Origin of the sequence: Corynebacterium sp. KPL1986 (assembly GCF_000477975.1) — a bacterium.
In the GTDB taxonomy this organism is placed as follows: domain Bacteria; phylum Actinomycetota; class Actinomycetes; order Mycobacteriales; family Mycobacteriaceae; genus Corynebacterium; species Corynebacterium accolens.
In genome coordinates this window covers 1,239,436-1,256,098 of the sequence record NZ_KI515719.1, presented here as the reverse complement: position 1 = coordinate 1,256,098, position 16,663 = coordinate 1,239,436, and the positions used below count along the sequence as shown (strand labels likewise).

The window sequence follows — 16,663 nt, the reverse complement described above, 5'->3', positions numbered from 1 at the left end:
ATGATGGCGACCGATAACGCGCATACCCACCAAGTGCCCACCCGCTGGGGCGATTTCGATATGTACGGCCACATGATGAACGCCAACTATATCGAGGTTGCCCAGGAGGCACGCTTGGCTTTTGCCAAGGAGAATATCTATGCCAAGGGCATCGATTTCATGGCCTTGGTGCGCCATCTCGACGTGGACTATATGCGCCCCATTCCCTTTGAGGGCAATGCCCACGTCATCGTGGAAACCACCGTTTCCCACATCGGCTCGTCGTCCTTTACCACTTCCCAGCAGGTCAAGACCGCTGCTGGAGAGGTAGCGGCCACGGTGAACTGTGTGCAGGTAGTCATTGACAAGAAGAAGCACACCCCGCGCCCGCTTACGGATGAGGAAAAAGATATTCTGCAGATGAGCGCCTCTTAAACGGCGCACAGTGCACATATAGAAAGGTAGGGCCCGCACGCCATGGTCACCGAGTCGCTTGAAATTCGCAGCGGAGGACCTGGCTTGCGGGCCCTTCTTGCGCGCGCAGTTGGGGTAGACGCGACTGCGTCGGTGCGCCTGCGCCAGCTTGCCGATGACGTCGTTGACGCCTTCGTCACCACCCCCTTCGAGGTCGTAGCCTCCCGGCGGGTGCAGGGGAAAGTCTCCCGCGATGGGGCAGTGGTCTCCGCGTCGACGCTGGAGCAACAGCTCGCGAAAAACGATGGCACCGGCGTTATGGAACTCGGCCCGTCCCGCGATGCGTCGTGGCCGGGCGCATTGCCCCCGGCGACCGGCTTTAGCGTGGTAGATACCCTGCCGGTGACGGTGGTGCGCGAGCTTTCGGACCAAGGCCAGAAGCTGACCCGGGAGTTTTCTGGCCCCATGGGCCCGCCACCCAGCCTGCTTAATCAGACCGTGGTCACGGTTGAGGGCAATGGGCAGACGGTGGAAATCCCGATGCGGATGATCTTTGCCTGCACCAACCTGGGCCTAATCCCGGGGTTCTCTGCCTCTATGGATATACCCCGGCACCTGCGCGTATCGAGCCTTGGCCGGTGGGTGCGCCTTGATGCGCCGTTTGGCAGCATCTACCGTTCCACGCGGCTATCCGTGCTGTAAAACTCCCCGAATCTGGTATTCCGCCGCCCAAAACGGAAAGTGATTAATACCTATAACCCACTAGTCGGGGGTGGTGGGCCTTCCCGGTGCTCGCCTTTTTAACCCTATACACTGCAGTATCGGGGAAATCATGATTATTGTAGTCACCCCCGTTCGTGAAATACGCACAAACTAATATCCTCCTTCGTATTCTGCGTTAACCTGACAGCGAGAAGTAAATTTTCGCCTCTGTAACCAACACATGAAGGAGAACCTCCGTGCGCATTTCTGTACCCAAAGAAATCATCAATAATGAAAGCCGCGTCGCCCTCACCCCAACCGAGGTGCGGACCTTGGTTACTGATGGGCACGAGCTATTCATCGAATCGGGCGCGGGCGTAGGCGCGTCCTTTCCCGATGAGGAATACGTAGAGGCTGGCGCTACCATCGTTGATTCTGCGGACGAGACGTGGGCCAAGGCCGAGCTTCTGCTGAAGGTAAAGGAGCCGCTCGAGTCCGAGTACCAGTACCTGCGCTCTGATCTCACCGTCTTTACCTACCTCCACTTGGCGGCGGATCGCCCGTTGACGGAGGCGCTGACGGAAGCGAAGACAACCTCCATTGCCTATGAAACCGTGACGGACCGCCGCGGCACCCTGCCGCTTTTGACCCCCATGTCCCAGGTCGCCGGGCGCTTGGCTGTCATCGAGGGCTCGCACCACCTGCTGTCCACTCAGGGCGGCCGTGGCCTCCTGGTTTCTGGCATCCCGGGCACCCAGCCTGCGCGCGTGGTGGTCATCGGCGGCGGCCAGGTAGGCGCGTCCGCCGTGGCTATGGCGCACGGCCTGCGCGCGGAGGTTACGGTCTTGGACGTGGATCCACACGTTTTGCAGCGCTTTGATGACCAGTACGCCGGCGGCGTGCGGACCCTGATTTCTGACCCATCCACGCTGGATAAGGAGCTGGAGGAGGCCGATCTCGTCATTGGCGCCGTCCTGATTCCAGGCGCTGCGGCACCGAAGCTGGTGCGCGAGGAAACCGTGAAGAAGATGAAGGAGGGCGCGGTGCTTGTCGATGTCGCCATCGACCAAGGCGGCTGCTTCGAGAACTCGCGCAAGACCTCCCACGACGAGCCGACCTTCAAGGTGCACGACACCCTCTTCTACTGCGTGGCCAATATGCCCGGTGCGGTGGCCAATACCTCGGCCCGCGCCTTGGCCTCGGCGACGCTGCCGTATATCCGCGCGGTGGCCAACGACAACCTGGATGCCGCGATCGAGCGCTTCCCAGGCTTGCGCTCCGGCGTGATGACCCGCGGCGGCAAGCTGATATCTGAGCCGGTACGCCAGGCTTTCGACTGGAAAGACTAAGCATCCGGCAGCGCTAACTTGGCGCTAGCGCACAGTAAAAGAGGCCCGCGCACTTACCTAATGTAGAAGTGCGCGGGCCTCTTTGTACAGCCTGTAACGCCTTGCACAGGCAGCGCTACAAGCAGGTGAAACTTAAGGCGCTCTATTGATGAGCATGGCGGCGACGCGCTGCATGTGGTCCCAAATCATGGTGCTATACGCCGGCGGGATGGTGTCTTCCTCGATACTATCGAGGGATTTTCCCATCAGCTCGAGCCAGCGGTCGTGAGCTTCCATATCAATGGGAAAGGTTGCATGCCGCATGCGCAGGCGCGGGTGGCCGCGGTTTTCGGAGAAGTGTTGGGGACCGCCCCAGTACTGAATCAGGAACCAGGTAAGGCGCTGTTCCGCGCCTTCCCAATCCTGATCCGGGTACATGGGGCCAATCACGTCATCTTCTTTGACCTGGTCATAAAAGCCATGCACGAGACGCTCAAAGGTAGGGGTCCCACCGATGGCTTCATAGACGGAATTCATTTAGGCATCGTCTCCCTTATGCGGATTGGCAATGCCGATGCCGTGTGGGTAAGGGGTGCTGATGCCCTCTGCGTGCATGACGTTGAGGACGCGGGACTGGACAAAGCGCTGGACATCCCACTGGCGGCCCGGCAGCGTCTTGGTGGACACGCGGAAGGAGACGTAGTCCGGCTCGAACTTGGACATGCCGTCGATGCGCGGGGTGCTGAGCACCATCTTGCGGATCTTTTCGTCCTTGACGGCATCCTTGACGGCCTTGTCGATGACCTCCCCGGCAACCTCTGGGTCGTTGGATAGCCCGACGGGGATTTGGATGCGGGCAACGGAGTACTCATCGGAGTGGTTAGCCACCTGCAGGATTTCGCCGTTGCGGACGTACCAAAGGGCACCGTCGATATCGCGGACGGTGGTAATGCGCAGGGAAATGGACTCGACGTCGCCAAAGACGCCGTTGCCCAGGTCAATGACATCGCCAATGCCGTATTGATCCTCAATGAGCATGAAGATACCGGAGAGGAAGTCTCGGACCAGTTCTTGTGCACCGAAGCCGAGGGCAACACCGATAACACCGGCAGAAGCGATCAGCGGGGCAACGTTGACTTCCAATTCATCCAGGATGGCAATGCCAGCCGAAACCCAGACCACGATGGCAACCGCCGATCGCCCCACGCCGGCGAGGGTCTTAATCCTCGAGGCGCGGCGCGCCTCCCTGGTTTCTCGCAGGGTGTCATCTGGCTGGCTATCCTCCCCAGGCCTGCTGCGGGTGCGGCTGGGCTTTTTGAGGGTGGAGGCCTTAATGCTGTTTTTCGCCAGCCGGTTGATGAGGTGGCGCAGCGCCCAGTGCGCAATGAAGGCCAAAATGATAATGAGGCCGATGCGGATGGGCCGCTCGATAAGCCAAAGTTGAACGTTCTCGTCGTTCCAGAAGCTCGATACGGACTCTACTGCATCGTCTTTTTTCTCTGCAGCTCCCTGAGCCATGGTAAATAGGTTCGTACTCATCATTCTTTCTTGATCGTGGACACAAACTAACCGCACCCATTCTAGAGGAGAATCCTGAAATCTCACTGACGGCGCCGAATCGGCAATGCGTGGAGAGGGCAGAATATAAATTGCCGAATGGCCGGTGTGGATGAACCGCTTAGTCTACGATTGGGAGGCATGACTGAACACAGCGCGCATAACTTGGCAAAAGGATTTTCATCCCGTTCCATTCACGCTGGATATCACCCGGATCCGCACATGGGATCCATCAACGTGCCGATCTACGCCTCGACTACGTTCGCCCAGGATGGCCTCGCGCAGCTGCGCGGCGGCTTTGAATACGGGCGCGTGGCCAACCCGACGGTTCGCTCGCTTGAAAAGACCTTGGCTGCATTGGAGGGCGCGGATTACTCCCGCGTCTTTGCCACCGGCATGGCAGCCGCCGATACGATGGTGCGCATCTTGGTGCGCCCCGGCGACCACGTCATCTTGGGCAATGACTCCTACGGCGGTTCCTACCGCCTGCTTAATGATTTCACGGAGTGGGGCGTGGAGATGTCCATCGTTAATACCTGCGATGTGGATGCCGTCGCCGCCGCGGTGAAGGACAATACCAAGCTCATCTGGCTGGAAACCCCGACCAACCCGGCGCTGAATATCACCGATATTGCGGCGGTGGCCAAGGTCAAGGGCAATGCGCAGGTGTTGGTGGATAATACCTTCGCCACGCCGTACCTGCAGAACCCGCTCGCGCTCGGCGCAGACCACGTCCTGCACTCCACCACGAAGTACTTAGGCGGGCATTCCGATGTCCTCGGTGGCGCCGTAGTTACCAATGACCCCGAGGTGGATGAGCAGCTGCTGTACTTCCAGGGCAACGTGGGCGCGGTCGCCTCTCCCTTCGATGCCTACCTGACTGCGCGTGGCATTAAGACCCTCGGCGTGCGCATGGATCGCCACTGCGCCAATGCGCAAAAGGTGGCGGAATTCTTACAGGCCCGCCCAGAGGTCAAACAGGTGCGCTACCCGGGATTGGCAGAGCACCCAGGTCACGAGCTGGCGGCACAGCAGATGCGTGGGTTCGGCGGCATGATGTCCGTGCGCTTCCACGACCCAGAGTACGCCAAGCAGATTTGTTTGAATACGCGCCTTATTTGCCTGGCGGAATCGCTGGGCGGGGTGGAATCGCTCATCGAGCACCCGCAGAATATGACCCACGTATCGGCCGAAGGCTCCGAATTGGTGCCGCCGGAGGACATGGTGCGCATCTCCATCGGCATCGAGGACATCGATGACCTTCTGGAGGATCTGCAGCAGGCGCTCGACGCCCTCTAAGTCGCGCTCACAGCGCAACCGCGAACTTACCGGCCGCCGACAACCTTGAGCAGGGAGCCGGCGGTCTTATCGGTTTCCTGCAGCATGAGCGGATCCGTGCCCGGCATAGGGGAGATCGTTGTATCCGGCCACTGCGCATAGGTGGGAATGCCCACGATATGCAGGCGCTCATCCAGGCTGCCATCTGGGTGGACGGAGCGCCGCGTGGCACCATCGGTTTCGGGGGAGCCGGTGTCCTGCCCGTGATCGGCAAACGGGCGCACCCGTCCACCCACGATCAATCCGCGGGTGAGCGGGTCGCCGGCGACGCGGATATCGGGCTTGTGCATAAAGGCATCGACAAGCGTGGGCGCCGATGCCGAGCGCGGGCCAGAAGTCAGGGTGTAATGGTCTGACTCGATCGCGAGGGTGGGGTGATCGCCGAGGAAGTGGACCAGGTGGGCATCGACAAGCGCGAGCAATTGGCGCACGCGGAAAAGCGGAGGTCCCGAGCCCACCATCTGCCCAAAGGACATGAATTGCGCGTAGCGGCCTGTGCGGGACTCGCGGGTATAGCGGCCTTCTGCGCCGAGGATGGAGGCGGGCTTGCGCGACTGGGACAGCGACCACAGCGCGGCCTTCATGGGCGAATCGTGGCCGGCGGCCGCCTCCTGGATATCACCCGCCAGGGAATCCGCAATGTGGGCGGTGAGCGCCGAAATATCGTCGGTAAAACCAGCAACTTGGTACATCAGCTCGGTCATATCCCACGGCTGGGTGACCAGGGGAGCAAGGGCGGTGCCGAGATCATCCGGCGCGGTGGAATCGATGACCGCGAGGATCTCTTCGCGCGGGCGGAGCAGCGCCGCCGGATTCACCCGTTCCAGCGTGGTGATATACGCCTCGTAGCTATCGCGGGCGATGGCGGGCCAAACCTGGGTGTCAAAGTCGATGTCCTCAGTGCCCTGGAGCTTGTCGATGACCTCATGCAACCGCCGCCGCGACATCGTGGGCGGCAGCTCGTTGTACTCGGACTTGGGATGGAAGGGATAACCGCGGCCGGATGAGACGATGAAATGTGGTTCCTTCCCGCTCGCCTCGTAGCGCAGGCCGGAGCGGGTGGTGGCATCCTCGACGAACCTGCCGCCGCGCTCGATGGTGGTCAGCGCCATGATGTCATAAAAGCCCATGCCAAGCCCGCGCACCAGCACGTCTTCGCTGGCGGGAATGGCTTCGTAGTCTTGTTCCACGGGGTTGCCTGGCGCGATCCAGCGCAGCCCAGACTCCGCCAAGCGCTGCTCCTCATCATTAAAGCGCGGCGCCATCCAGCCATAGGCTAGGACCGTGGCATCGGCGCGCACCTGCGAGCCATCGTCCAAGTGCAGGATATCGGCCGCGCCGTCCGCGGTAATGGTCTCCACGCGGTGGTGATGGCTGACCGTAGAAATGCTCTCCGGCAGGCGAGCCAGCACCACATCATAGACCCAGCGCAGGTACTCGCCGTATAAAGCGCGCGTGGGGTTGGACTCCGGGCGGGTTGCGGCCAACTCCGCGCGGTACTCGGCCGCAATGTGCGGGGCGGGAGGGTGTTGTGCACAAAGCTCGCGCTTGGCAGGAGCTACCTTATCGCCCTCGCCGCGCAGCAGTTGGATCCACTCGTATTGCGTCGGCCCCTCGAGCACGGGGGCATCCACCGTCGCGCCGGGCTCGGTAAAAAGCGTGACAGCCCCCGCGCGCGTATTCATGCACAGGGTTTTGGTTTGGTCGGTTTCCCAGACGCGGCCGGCGCCGTGCTGGGCCTCATCGATGAGGTGAATGGTAACGGGGGAGCTGGAATCATCCATGCGGGCGGTGAGGCGTTCCAAGATGGAAATGCCGCGCGGGCCCATGCCGACGATCGCGATTGCAGGAGTAGCCATAACCCCTATCGTTCCACATCGCGGAACGGGGACGGACGCCGCGCACCGCTAGCATCCATTTTCCCTATGATGGGGTGGCATGACTGATACCACGAATGTGCCAGAGAAAATCGCCGTCGTTACCGGTGCCACCGGTGGCATGGGGCGCGAGATTATCAAGGATCTCGCCCGCGACTACCACGTTTATGCGCTGGGCCGCAGCGCCGATGAGCTGCCAGAGGCCGCGAATATCACGCCGGTTGCCAGCGACTTGGTCGCCGGTTTGGACGAGGGCATGCAGCTGCCCGAGCTAGAGCGGGTCGATGTCCTCGTGCACGGCGCGGCGCGCGCCACGAAGTTTTCGGTGGAAGAGGCCACCCCGCACGATTGGCGCGCCCACATGGACTTAAACGTCCACGCGCCAGCAGAGGTCACCCGCGCGCTCTTGCCGCAGCTGCGCAAGGCAGAGGGCACCGTCGTCTTCATCAACTCTGGGGCGGGGCGCAAAAGTTACGGCGATAACGTGGTCTATGCAGCAACGAAGCACGCGCTGTATGCGCTTGCCGATGCCCTGCGTATCTCCGAGCCCGGTATCCGCGTCTCCACCGTGGCGCCAGGCCCCACCGATACCCCGATGCTGGAGGGCCTGCAGGACTACAACCCGAGCGAGGTTATTGCGCCCGTGGAGGTGGCGCGCGCCATCCGCACCGTCGTGGAGGCAGGGCCCACCACCCAGCTCACGGAGATCCAGGTGCGCCCGCGCATCGAGCTGAACCTCCGCAAGAAATAGTCACCTAGTTGGCGTCGAGCTCGCGGTTGCGCAGGGCGCGGGCCACGCGGTCGCGCTGCTCGGTAATCGCGCGGCGCAGGCCGCCAGCCAGATCCTTCTGCAGGAAGGCATCGGCGCGATCGAGGCCGTCTTGGGTGATATCCCAGGACGGGAATAGCCCGGTGACGGTGGTCAGGCCCACCTCGGAGGACTGGGAATCCCAGATCTTTTCGGCCACCTCGAAGAATTCCGCGGTGGGCAAGAGATCATCGGAGTGCGGGTAATTTAGCCCTTCCAGCTTGGAGGTGAGCTCGCGGTTGGTGAGATCCCCGGCGACGATCTCTTCCCATACCGCGCGCTTATTATCTGCGGTGGCAATCGCGGCGCGGGCGCGCAGGGAAGAGTAGTGGCCGGTAGCGGAGTTATCGCGCTTGAGCTGGGCGGCGATGGCGGCCTCGGCATCGGCAAGCGCGCCCGCGGCAGCAAGCGCTGCGACGGCGGACCAGCGCAGCCCGGCATCATCGGAATCCGCGAGGAGATCGTGCAGGTAGTCGCGGGCAGGCTGGTGCAGCCGAATCCGAGACAGCGCCTGCGTGCAGATGATGGAACGCTGCGCATCGGTGCTCCGGGCGCCATCGACAAGCGCCTGCGCCAAAACCGTGCTGTCTTTCGCCCACGCCGGATCCGCGTAGTTTTTCAGCGCGGTAGACGCCTGCGAGACGATGCGCTCGAGGACGGCGAGCTCGGTTTCCGCCTTCATGCCGCGGGCCACCAAGCGGATGAAGTCGCGGGCGCGCATGGTGCCGGCGCGGGTCATCTCCCAGGCGGTGGACCAGCAGAGGGTGCGCGCCATAGGGTCATCGAATTTCTCGATATTATCCAGCAGGAATTGCAGGGATCCTGCATCCAAATCGATGAGGCAGTAGGTCAGATCGTCATCGTTGGGCAGGATGAAATCGATGTCATTGAGGTTGCGCCCGACCAACTCTGGGATCTCGGTGGCCTCGCCCTCCACGTCCATCTCGAGGCGCTCGGTGCGCACGACCTTGCCGTCCTGCGTACCATACAGGCCCACTGCAACGCGGTGGGTGCGCAGGGTATCGCCGCGCTGGGTAAGGTGCGCCTGGGTGATGGTGCCATCATCGTCGGCCGCCGTTGCAACCGCCAGGGTATTAATACCAGTGGTCTTGAGCCACTGCTGTGCCCAGAAGGAGAGATCGCGCCCGGATGCCTCCTCGAGGTGGCGGAGCAGATCATCGAAGGTGGCGTTACCCCACGCGTGGGCGGCGAAGTGGCGGCGCACGCCAGCGAGGAAGTTCTCGCGGCCAACGTAGGCCTGCAGCTGCTTGAGCACCGAGGCGCCCTTGGCGTAGGTGATGCCGTCGAAGTTTTGCTCCACGGTTTCGATATCGCTGGCATCGGTGGAAATGGGGTGGGTGGTAGGCAGCTGATCCTGCTGGTAGGCCCAGGACTTTTCCACGTTTGCGAAGGTGACCCAGGCGGTATCGTATTCGGTTTCTTCCGCCTGCGAGATGGCAGCGGACCAGGTGGCGAAGGACTCGTTGAGCCACAAGTCATTCCACCACTGCATGGTCACGAGGTCACCGAACCACATGTGGGCGAGCTCGTGGAGGACCGTATCGGCGCGGCGCTCGTACTTGTAGTGCGTGGCCTGCGAGCTAAAGACATATTCATCGCGGAGGGTCACGCAACCGGCGTTTTCCATCGCGCCGGCGTTGAACTCGGGGACGAAAATCTGGTCGTACTTGTAAAAGGGGTAGGGGAAGCCGAAGTTGCGGTGGTAGAAGTCGAAGCCCTGCTTGGTCTCAGTAAAGAGGCGTTCGGCATCGAGGGAATCTGCCAGCGAAGCGCGGCAATAAATACCGAGTGGAACCTCGAGCTTTTGCGCCGGCTTGCCCTCGGGGTGCTCGGTCAGCTCGCCGTGCCAGGTATCGGTGACCTCGTGGTAGGGGCCGGCGCACAGGGCAACCAGGTAGGTCGACAGCGGATAGTCGATCTCAGAATGGGAGGTATCTCCCTCGCGGGTGACCGGGCCATTGGTGATAATGGTCCACTCCTCTGGGGCCTTAAAGTGCAGGGAGTAGGTGGCCTTCAGATCCGGCTGGTCGAAGCAGGCAAAGACGCGCTTGGCATCGGCAGTTTCAAACTGGGTGTAGAGGTAGACCTCGTTATCGGCGGGATCCACGAAGCGGTGCAGGCCCTCGCCGGTACGGGAGAAGGGGATTTCCGCGGTGACCTCGAGCGTGTAGTCCGCTACCTGCAGCCCGGAGAGGGGAATGCCGTAGGTGGGGTCATAGGACTGCGTGGGCAGCGGGTTTCCGTTCAGGCGTACCTCGTGCAGCTTGTCCGCGCGCAGATCGATGAAGGTAGAACCGGCCTCCTGGGTGCTAAAGCGCACCGTGGTGGTGGACAGGAAGTGGGTATCGGAATGCTTAAGGTCTAAAGCGACATCGTAATGGTCAACCTTGAGCATCTGGGAGCGATTTTTTGCTTCCTCCCACGTGAGGTTTACAGAGGTCATTGCCTAGATTCTCCTTTGCTAACGAAAATAGTGATGCATCAAGGTTAGCAGCGCGTTTACAGTGGTGGGGCAAACTGCACTTATTTCAAGGAGGAATAATGACTACCCCAGTTAAGTTTTGGTTCGACGCTTCCTGCCCGTTTGCATGGGCAACGTCCCGCTGGATCAAAGAGGTAGAAAAGGTCCGCGATATTGCCGTGGAATTCGAGCCGATGTCCCTGTCGGTGCTTAATGATGGCCGCGATCTTGATCCCGAATACATGGAAATGATGGAGGCCAACTGGGGCCCTGCCCGCGTATTCGCCAAGGTTAAGACCGAGCAGCCAGAAAAGGTTGATGAGCTTTATACCGCCATGGGCACCCTGATCCACGCCAAGGGCAACGGCGGAAAGAAGGGCGATGGCGGCTATGACGAGATCATCGCCCAGGCATTAGAGCAGGTTGGCCTCCCCGCAGACTTTGCGGAGGTGGCACACACCGAGGAATACGACGAGAAGCTGCGCGAGTACCACCACAACGGCATTTCTTCCGTGGGCGATGAGGTAGGAACCCCGGTTATTAAGCTGGGCGATACCGCCTTCTTTGGCCCGGTTATTACCCGCGTTCCCAAGGGTGAGGAAGCCGGCGAGCTTTTCGATGCCTCCGTGCGCCTAGCCCAGTTCCCTTACTTCTTCGAGCTCAAGCGCTCCCGCACGGAGATGCCGCAGGTCGAAAACTAGCCAACAACCTGCACTTTCACGCCCTGGTCTATTGCCTCGTCGGGGCGCACTCGCGCCCCGATCCCGCAATGATCCCGCAAAAAATCAACCCCTACCGAAGCCGCCTCGCGGGTCAACTCTTCGCTACCCGGCCAGAAATGAACATATGTCTCCATCGTCGTTGTAGGGTTCGCATGACCAAGCGCCGACTGGACCACATTCACCGGAGCGCCGCCTGCAATCAGGACCGTCGCGTAATAGTGCCGGAAATCGTGAAAAGACTTCTTCCGCAACCCATGGAGCGACTGCAATCGACGCAAAGCAGTGCCAGCCGAATTCTTCGAATGCAGCCGCTCAACACCATCTGTAACGCGATAGAACACCGTCTGCCCTGGCTCCCTAGGAAAATCGTGCAAATACCGCTCGAGCACCTCAAAAACCGAATCCGGCACCGGAACCGAACGACGAGCGCTATCTGATTTCAACGCGACCAATCCCGTGCCATCATTATTGGACTGCTGCCTTACATGGATCTGACCCCGCAGAAAATCCACATTCTCGACCTTCAACCCGCCAAGCTCTGACACACGCAATCCGGAACCAGCTGCCACCGCAATCATCGTTGCCAACCATGGGCGGGCAGGGGAATTAAAGTGGTCTTCGCCAGCTCGAAGAATAAGCGCTTCAACCTCTTTCGTAGTGAGGATATCCGCCCGCTGTAGTGAGCTTCGCGCACTTTTTCGCATAGTAAATTTCGGCGCGGAACGAATCATTTTGTCGTCGACCGCTCGGGCAAAAAGGCCAGAAAGCATTCCCGCTAGATTTGCTGCGGTATTGGCTGAAAGCGTTTTGCCGCTTTTCCAGCTTCTCCCATGAATTAGCTCTGCATGCCATGCGCTCACATCGCTTGACCGCACTTTGTTAATGGGCATGTCTTTAAGCGGGCCGAGGTTGCGAGCCAAAGCCTCGCGGTTGGCTTTCGTGTTATCGCGGGCAGGCTGATCCGCCCACTCGTGCGCAAGCTTGCCCACAGTAACGGCGCCGATTTCCGGCGCAATCCATTCACCTTGTCGAATCTCGGACTGAACGCGCTCTTCCCACGCCTTAGCCTCGCGGCGAGTGTTAAAGCTTTTGGACCGTTCCTTTCTATTATCGTCTCGAATACGGGCCACCCAACGAGTAGTTCCGCTTTTGGTTACACGTTTTTGCACAGCCATGGCTGATACACTTCTTTCGTGGTCATGCCCCTTGTGGGGTGTGGTCTGATAAATGCCGCCTTGGTGCTCGAAGATGTAGGAGTTGGAGAGCGCTGGGGCGGTCTTTGTTTTACTGGTACGGGTCGTTGGCCCGGCAATACTCCGCCGTGTTCGTGGCGGTGCAATCGGACCACCACGACTGAATTTCGGAATTACTGGGGTTCGGGTTGCCGTTCTCGTCGTGGCCGTACCCGCATTTATAGGCGGGGCACGTACCGCCGTCAGCGTAGGGGATGGTTGCCGGGTCCGGGCCGGGGCCGAGCACGGACGCTTCATCGGCGGGAAGCGCACAATCCGGCCACTCGACCACGCTCATATCGGATAGCTGTGCGTAGCCGTTTTCCCAGCAGGAAACGAAAGTTGGTTGTGCGCCGGCCGGCGGGGCCTCCGTGTTAGCTGATGCGATGGTTGGAGACTGGGCGTTGATGGACGGCTCAGTAGTGGTCTGCACGGTTGGCGGCGCCGTGCTGGAAGTCGAGCTCGAGGCAGACGCCGAGGAAGACGTCGACGTCGTGGTCGATGATGTATCGGCCGTACTCGATGTGGAAGGGGCGGCGTTGTCGGTACCGCTACAGGCGGTCAAAGCGAGAGGAATAGTGAGAATTATGGGCATGACCCTTTTCATGCTGCGGTCCTTTCATAGAGAGTAATCCAAGTCTTAAGGACTTTGACTGTCACTCCGAGTTCGTGGGCTATGAGTGAGAGCTGTGGCCCGTAGAGGGCTTCAGCCGCGGCGTATTCGGCGGGGGAGACCAGGAGACGGGCGGCGAAGCGATCGGCGCGGAGCTCGTGTGCACCGTGGTGGCCAGGCGGGTCGCCGTAGTGCGCGTGGCCCAGCTCGTGTGCCAAGGCGCAGAGAGTGGTCGCATCGTCCATGCCGACACGCACGGTCACGATGTTCCGCGTAGGTATCCATGCGGCCTTGGGTCCGCCACGGTGCCACCGCACGTTAAAGCCGCGGGCCTCGGCTTCGGCAATGAGGGCATCAATCAATCGGATCCTCACCTCTTTCTTCACGAATCTTCTGCTCATCGGGGGATGAGTCTGCCGCGTACTCGGACTCGTCATAGTCGAACTCGCGGACGGTGCCGTCATCGTAATCGGAGGGGTCGACACGAGCTTTTTGGATGTCGAACACGGCGGCTCCTCCGGCATCATCGATATCTACGACCTCGCTGTCCCCGTCGGCGCCGAAGAGATAGCGGGCTTCGGGGTCGGAGCGTCGCATGATTTCGTTGAGGAGCTGTTCGTTCGTGGCGTCGTGGAGCGCGATGGCGAGGTCTACGCCTTCGACTTCGTATTCATTGATGTAGCCGGTCTCGACTAGGCCTTGCACGGGGGAGCGGTCGTAAGCGCGGCAGAGGGCAATGACCATCTCGGGGGACAGGTGCCCGCGGGATAGCTGGCGGCTAATCGTCGTCTGGGCGTAGTCCGTGCGCTGTGCTGCGGTGCGCATGGAGTCGCCGCCAATGAGGTCCTGCAGCCAAGTTTCGTGTTCGTTGCTGTTCATATGGCTAACAGTATTGCAGATTGCCGCCACCCGCAATATTAGCAGGTTAAACCGTGTAACGGGGGTGATCTACGGGTGTAGTGTACTGTGGGTGTAGTTGCGAGTGGCCGCCGTTGGCTGCAAAATGTAATCACCGGCGCAGGAAACACCCTCACCGGCACAGACTTACAGCCCCGTAATTACAAGCAGGAGGTGAAACGACATGGCCACCAATAAGGAAACCCCCAGCGCTGCAACGCCAGGGGAAACCACCGTCAACCTCCGCGGTGAAAGGTCTTACACGCCGGAGGAAGTCGACTCACTACTCAGAGAGGTCACCCGAGGGCTCGGCAATATTCAACTCAAGCCCACGGGCAAGAGCCTCAACACGAGCCACCGCGATTGCAGACTCATTCGCCCAGCTCAAAGCAAGGGTAATCAGCCGCTCCGTGCTTACCGGACCTTCACCAAGGTTATCGACATCATCAGCAAACTTGGAAAAAAGATCAGCAGAGATCGGTAGGTCAGAAGCAAAAGCGTCAGCCTTTTCCCGCCACGAATCAGAACGAGAAATGGTCACAATAATCACCTCCTTTCCGGCGCTGGTTGCGCCCAATAAAGGAGATTACCGCCCCCAGAAAGGAGGCCACATGGAACCGCCACGCTACCGCTTCCGCCCCGGCGCACTCGACCACATCATGCGCACCCGACACCTCGACACGGACGAACAGCTCGCGGCCGCTATCGGCGTGAAGCCCGAAGACCTGCCGCGACTGCGTGCCGGCGCAATGGTCACAGCGCGCCTGGCGCTCAAGGTCGCAGCCCTACAAGGAGACGCCAGCTATCTCTCCGGCTACTTTGACCCGGTATTCGACCACGCCGCCGCATAAGAAAAGCCCCTTGCGGGAACAAGGGGCGAAATTAACTACTCATATTGGAGTTTACATCATGAACGAATTAATCCCGATTCACAATAACGAAGGTACTCAAGCCGTTATGGGCCGAGACCTACACGCTTTCCTTGAGGTGCGTGACAGCTATACCGACTGGATGAAGCGGATGATTGGCTACGGGTTTTCCGCAGGTCAGGATTTCTCGGAATTTTCCGATAAACCCAACGGCGCTGGCCGCCCGCGAATTGACCACATCGTCTCGTTGGACATGGCGAAGGAAATCTCCATGATTCAGCGCACCGACAAGGGCAAGCAGGCTCGCGCATATTTCCTTGAGTGTGAGCGTCGCGCTAAGGAGCCTGCCGAGTTGTCGCCGGAAGAAATCATGGCCCGCGCCATCAAAGTCGCCGACCACACGATTAAGGAATTGGAAGCTAAGACTGCGGACCAGGCCCTCGCCTTGGAGGCCGCTAAGCCAAAAGTGGAGTACTACGACCATTGCGTTTCTATCGATTCGGACGTGATGACTGTAAAAGATTGGGGCGCACATTTTGGGTTGACTGAGCCGCAGGTGCGTCAGAAATTACTGGACGCGAAGATGATTTACCGCAAGACCCAAACGCGGGAATGGTCATCGCGCAAAGGTGATGTGGTTGACCGTAATGAGTACCGCGCCTATGCCGCTTACCGGAATCTTTTCGATATTAGGGCACAACACAATGCTCCCCGCTACCACAACGGCCAAGTACGGCAAACGCTGTACGTGCGTGCTGGTTGGGCAATCGCCGTCGCGAAGAATGCGGGCATCCAGGTTGACCAGTCCATCTACGACGCACTGCCAGGGTCGGTGTAGTGCGATGTCTAAAACATTTTTGTGTCTGGCTGCTGTGGTTATTGTGGTTGGTTTGGCCATCCTGGCCGGCCGCCGGGACGGTCTACGCCATGAGGACGAGCCTTCCAGTAACCAAGGGGTGCCTTTGTCGGAGTTTCCTCAAGTTTCAGATACGACCATCTTCTTAGACGAGTACGGAGGGACAACCGGAGTGGTGTCCACCAGTAGTACTTCCACTCTTCGACACGATTATGTTGCCCCGAATGGTAGCGGACGCGAAGAGCCTGAGACTGAAGACCTTTCCCAGAGCGACGAGGAACGAACCATGTCACAAGAACTTCGTCAGGGTACTGCTCAAGGCCAGGGGCCTCTAGTGCATCTCCAGATTCAAATTTTGGGGATTCGTGCAGTAGTTGATGTTTCTCGCCGTTCTTTACCCAGACAGAAAAGCGATGGAGAGGGGAAATCCCGTTGTGCTTGACGAGTAGGTCCAGCTGTTCTGACTGCCGCAATTCGATGCTTATTGAGTAAGAAGTTTCTTTCACTTTCTCGAGCTTTATCTGCTTTCGTGCAAGCCACACCGTTATTGGAGCAAATCCCAAACTGAGTGAAGCAACAAAGAGATTCCAATCCATCCCTGAATTTTAGCCCGACTAGCAGGCGGGGGAGTGCGAGCCTCCCTGCGGGCACTGGGTACTTGTGTGTCCCAAATTTTCGTCAAGGTGACTTAATCCCTGAGGGGTTAAGCCTAGGCGAAAAACGTTGTATCGAGAACTGAAAAGTGAATTGTCCTGATAGAAGATACCGGGCCAAGAACCACGTCGACATGTCCGTGAAGCATTGGCCAAGCCGACAGGCAGGAACCCCGCCATAAGCGGGAGGGAACCACCAAGGACGTAAATACCAGCCGCGTTAGCTCAATTGGTAGAGGAGTGGGAAGAAGCCCACATGGACCCTGGTTCGATTCCAGGACGCGGCACCAGGGGTGTCAAAGGGCTATCCATCATGCGGACACTACGCGGCCCAAA

18 protein-coding genes and 1 tRNA gene are annotated in these 16,663 nt (G+C 59.8%); 10 read left to right on the top strand and 9 right to left on the bottom strand.

The annotated features are described in order from the left end of the window. From HMPREF1287_RS05860 to ald, 3 genes are all read left to right on the top strand, one after another. Complete coding sequence (locus HMPREF1287_RS05860; protein ID WP_005277857.1) at window positions 1-414, top strand: thioesterase family protein; 414 nt, start codon at window positions 1-3, stop codon at window positions 412-414. A 42-nt stretch (window positions 415-456) separates the two neighbouring features. Then, window positions 457-1,095, top strand: a complete 639-nt coding sequence (locus HMPREF1287_RS05855; protein ID WP_023017000.1) for a hypothetical protein — start codon at window positions 457-459, stop codon at window positions 1,093-1,095. 257 nt (window positions 1,096-1,352) lie between these two features. Further along, the gene (gene ald, locus HMPREF1287_RS05850) at window positions 1,353-2,444 is read left to right on the top strand and encodes an alanine dehydrogenase (RefSeq protein WP_023017001.1); all 1,092 of its coding nucleotides are present in this window, start codon (window positions 1,353-1,355) and stop codon (window positions 2,442-2,444) included. Between the two features lie 132 nt (window positions 2,445-2,576). On the opposite strand, the gene HMPREF1287_RS05845 is transcribed toward ald, so the two are convergent. Together HMPREF1287_RS05845 and HMPREF1287_RS05840 are read right to left on the bottom strand one after the other, a co-directional pair. Beyond that, complete coding sequence (locus HMPREF1287_RS05845; protein WP_023017002.1) at window positions 2,577-2,960, bottom strand: globin; 384 nt, start codon at window positions 2,958-2,960, stop codon at window positions 2,577-2,579. Then, complete coding sequence (locus tag HMPREF1287_RS05840) at window positions 2,961-3,965, bottom strand: mechanosensitive ion channel family protein (RefSeq protein WP_023017003.1); 1,005 nt, start codon at window positions 3,963-3,965, stop codon at window positions 2,961-2,963. It abuts the gene before it with no gap. 156 nt (window positions 3,966-4,121) lie between these two features. Between HMPREF1287_RS05840 and HMPREF1287_RS05835 the strand changes: the two genes are divergently transcribed. Further along, entirely contained in the window at window positions 4,122-5,279 is a 1,158-nt protein-coding gene (locus HMPREF1287_RS05835) for a cystathionine gamma-synthase (RefSeq protein WP_034654196.1), read from the top strand. A 26-nt stretch (window positions 5,280-5,305) separates the two neighbouring features. On the opposite strand, the gene HMPREF1287_RS05830 is transcribed toward HMPREF1287_RS05835, so the two are convergent. Further along, on the bottom strand, window positions 5,306-7,177 hold the full coding sequence (locus HMPREF1287_RS05830; protein WP_023017005.1) for an FAD/NAD(P)-binding protein: 1,872 nt from the start codon (window positions 7,175-7,177) through the stop codon (window positions 5,306-5,308). A 79-nt stretch (window positions 7,178-7,256) separates the two neighbouring features. Between HMPREF1287_RS05830 and HMPREF1287_RS05825 the strand changes: the two genes are divergently transcribed. Beyond that, the gene (locus HMPREF1287_RS05825) at window positions 7,257-7,946 is read left to right on the top strand and encodes an SDR family oxidoreductase (RefSeq protein ID WP_023017006.1); all 690 of its coding nucleotides are present in this window, start codon (window positions 7,257-7,259) and stop codon (window positions 7,944-7,946) included. Window positions 7,947-7,950: 4 nt separating this feature from the next. Here HMPREF1287_RS05825 and pepN read toward each other — a convergent pair whose 3' ends face one another. Then, a complete protein-coding gene (pepN, locus tag HMPREF1287_RS05820; protein ID WP_023017007.1) occupies window positions 7,951-10,467 on the bottom strand; it encodes an aminopeptidase N in 2,517 nt (838 codons plus the stop codon). 98 nt (window positions 10,468-10,565) lie between these two features. Here pepN and HMPREF1287_RS05815 point away from each other — a divergent pair, with 98 nt between their 5' ends. Beyond that, window positions 10,566-11,186, top strand: a complete 621-nt coding sequence (locus HMPREF1287_RS05815) for a hypothetical protein (RefSeq protein ID WP_023017008.1) — start codon at window positions 10,566-10,568, stop codon at window positions 11,184-11,186. Here the strand turns inward: HMPREF1287_RS05815 and HMPREF1287_RS05810 are convergent. The 5 genes from HMPREF1287_RS05810 to HMPREF1287_RS05785 all read right to left on the bottom strand — a co-directional run bounded on the left by HMPREF1287_RS05810 (window position 11,183) and on the right by HMPREF1287_RS05785 (window position 14,490). Next, on the bottom strand, window positions 11,183-12,382 hold the full coding sequence (locus tag HMPREF1287_RS05810) for a site-specific integrase (protein WP_023017009.1): 1,200 nt from the start codon (window positions 12,380-12,382) through the stop codon (window positions 11,183-11,185). The two genes, HMPREF1287_RS05815 and HMPREF1287_RS05810, sit on opposite strands and share 4 nt — an antisense overlap. Window positions 12,383-12,491: 109 nt before the next feature. Beyond that, a complete protein-coding gene (locus HMPREF1287_RS12695) occupies window positions 12,492-12,872 on the bottom strand; it encodes a hypothetical protein (protein WP_232218821.1) in 381 nt (126 codons plus the stop codon). Window positions 12,873-13,042: 170 nt separating this feature from the next. Then, window positions 13,043-13,414 (bottom strand): ImmA/IrrE family metallo-endopeptidase, encoded by a 372-nt coding sequence (locus tag HMPREF1287_RS05795; protein WP_023019839.1) that lies wholly within the window; start codon window positions 13,412-13,414, stop codon window positions 13,043-13,045. Then, window positions 13,407-13,931 (bottom strand): transcriptional regulator, encoded by a 525-nt coding sequence (locus tag HMPREF1287_RS11930; RefSeq protein ID WP_023017012.1) that lies wholly within the window; start codon window positions 13,929-13,931, stop codon window positions 13,407-13,409. Before HMPREF1287_RS11930 ends, HMPREF1287_RS05795 begins: the two co-directional genes overlap by 8 nt. 301 nt (window positions 13,932-14,232) lie before the next feature. Further along, window positions 14,233-14,490 (bottom strand): hypothetical protein, encoded by a 258-nt coding sequence (locus HMPREF1287_RS05785; protein ID WP_034654193.1) that lies wholly within the window; start codon window positions 14,488-14,490, stop codon window positions 14,233-14,235. On the opposite strand from HMPREF1287_RS05785, the gene HMPREF1287_RS05780 reads away from it, so the two are divergent. The 4 genes from HMPREF1287_RS05780 (at window position 14,483) to HMPREF1287_RS05770 (ending at window position 16,617) form a co-directional block, all read left to right on the top strand. Beyond that, entirely contained in the window at window positions 14,483-14,800 is a 318-nt protein-coding gene (locus HMPREF1287_RS05780) for a hypothetical protein (protein ID WP_156905107.1), read from the top strand. The two genes, HMPREF1287_RS05785 and HMPREF1287_RS05780, sit on opposite strands and share 8 nt — an antisense overlap. 58 nt (window positions 14,801-14,858) lie before the next feature. Then, complete coding sequence (locus tag HMPREF1287_RS05775) at window positions 14,859-15,656, top strand: antA/AntB antirepressor family protein (protein WP_023017015.1); 798 nt, start codon at window positions 14,859-14,861, stop codon at window positions 15,654-15,656. Window positions 15,657-15,660: 4 nt separating this feature from the next. Then, on the top strand, window positions 15,661-16,116 hold the full coding sequence (locus HMPREF1287_RS12445) for a hypothetical protein (protein ID WP_156905106.1): 456 nt from the start codon (window positions 15,661-15,663) through the stop codon (window positions 16,114-16,116). Between the two features lie 425 nt (window positions 16,117-16,541). Beyond that, a tRNA-Ser gene (locus tag HMPREF1287_RS05770) sits at window positions 16,542-16,617 on the top strand. The last annotated feature ends 46 nt before the right edge of the window (window positions 16,618-16,663 follow it).